The sequence below is a fragment of the Methanoregula sp. genome (assembly GCF_002835825.1).
Taxonomy (GTDB): domain Archaea; phylum Halobacteriota; class Methanomicrobia; order Methanomicrobiales; family Methanospirillaceae; genus Methanoregula.
In genome coordinates this window covers 1-1,461 of the sequence record NZ_PIZH01000517.1, presented here as the reverse complement: position 1 = coordinate 1,461, position 1,461 = coordinate 1, and the positions used below count along the sequence as shown (strand labels likewise).

The following is a 1,461-nucleotide window of genomic DNA, read 5'->3' as shown; positions in this document are numbered from 1 at the left end:
GGCACGGCGCGAGGGAAGGCCGGTTCCCGTGGAATCGCCTAACATGCAGATCTTCAAAAATATCGTTGAGTACTTCTCGTAAACCTTTTTTTGGAGGGGAGGTCCCTTTTTTACCGTTGCCCTCACTCTTTTGTGAGGGTATAGACAATGACGGCACCGACAAAGATAATGCCGAGAATCAGGAGTTTGTCGGACCAGTCCGGAAGGGAAGATTCAGCCGGTGGTAACGGGGGCGGGAGCTGGTGCGAGGGTACCTTGTCGTCAGCGTTTTTTACCGTGAAATTTGCAGCAGCGCGCTCGTCACTCCCCATTGCAGCGCTGGACAGGGTGATGCGATACTTCCCCGGTTCAAGGCCGGGCTCTTCCAGGACGTACGACCACCCGTTCAGGCTGCTGCCGGGAGTGATGGAAATGTCTTTGGTAGTGATTGCCGTACCGGATCCGGCCTCGGAGACAACGGCATGGATCGCGGCGTCACGCCTGATGTTGGTGGTACCGGAAATGACAATTCTCTCGCCGGTTGATATATCAGGAAGGCGGGAGTCCGATGCAGGGATGATCCCATCGATGTAGATTGACGGTTTGTCGACAGAGAAATACCGGACAAGGAAGGTGTCGTCCACCCCTTCCAGCTGAGCTGAAGAAGCAAGTGCCTCCGTCTCCTGCTGGACATTGCCCGGGAGGTCTTCCAGCCTCCCGAGGCGGAAGATGATCTTGCCCCGGTTCATGACCGTGAGGTTGCCTCCCGTATCCTTGCCGGGTCCGATCTCAAAGGACCCTGACTGCCCGGGGTCCTGGAACACCACGGCATACTGCCCGTTCTGGAATTTCATCGTGTCGGTTGGTTTGTACACAAGAGAAAAGTTGCCGAACCGGTCGGGGGTCACGGTCCTGACATCGAAGTACTCCCTTCCAATGACCCACAGGGCAACCGTGCCGTTTTTCGCGCCGATACCGCTGACGACAAACGTGTCGCCTTTGGTAATGATCTGGGGAGTGCTGGCGCTGTAATAGACCTCAGCAGCGGCAGGAAACGCTATACAGGAAGCTGCAAGGAACAGGATCAGGATTGGAACTGCAGACTTCATGCACCATCCTCCCGGGGAATACTAATTCGTGTACCCTGAGCGGTTATACGTTTTCGGGTTTGGATAAGGAATGCCCTACCGGCACTGCCTATTTTTTCAGGAAGTTGAGGCCGCCCTTCCTGCGGGACGCCGGTTCAGCAGGGGCCGGGAAATCGTCGAGTCCTGCAGAGGGCTTCTTGTAATCCTTCAGTTCATCGGCTATCAGGGGGAGATGGGAGTATTTCTTCTGCGGGACCCGGATCTGCGGGGCGGGCGCCGGGACCTCCTGTTCGCCGGGGCTGTCGGACCAGGGGTCCCAGTCTGCCGCCGGAGGCTCCTCCACTACCGGAAGGGGAGGGCGCTTCGGGGTGAGGACCACGGACGGAGCCGGCAA

2 protein-coding genes are annotated in these 1,461 nt (G+C 57.7%); both read right to left on the bottom strand.

All coding sequences use genetic code 11. The annotated features are described in order from the left end of the window. Positions 1-122: 122 nt before the first annotated feature. Complete coding sequence (locus tag CW742_RS12855; protein WP_292420994.1) at positions 123-1,088, bottom strand: hypothetical protein; 966 nt, start codon at positions 1,086-1,088, stop codon at positions 123-125. 88 nt (positions 1,089-1,176) lie between these two features. Continuing rightward, positions 1,177-1,461, bottom strand: a 285-nt coding sequence (locus CW742_RS12850) for a hypothetical protein (RefSeq protein WP_292420991.1), incomplete at its 5' end; no start/stop codon positions are given.

What these genes read in the sequence shown, in the direction of transcription:
- CW742_RS12855 (WP_292420994.1), bottom strand. Translation starts at nt 1,088, where the DNA reads ATGAAGTCTGCAGTTCCAATCCTGATCCTGTTCCTTGCAGCTTCCTGT.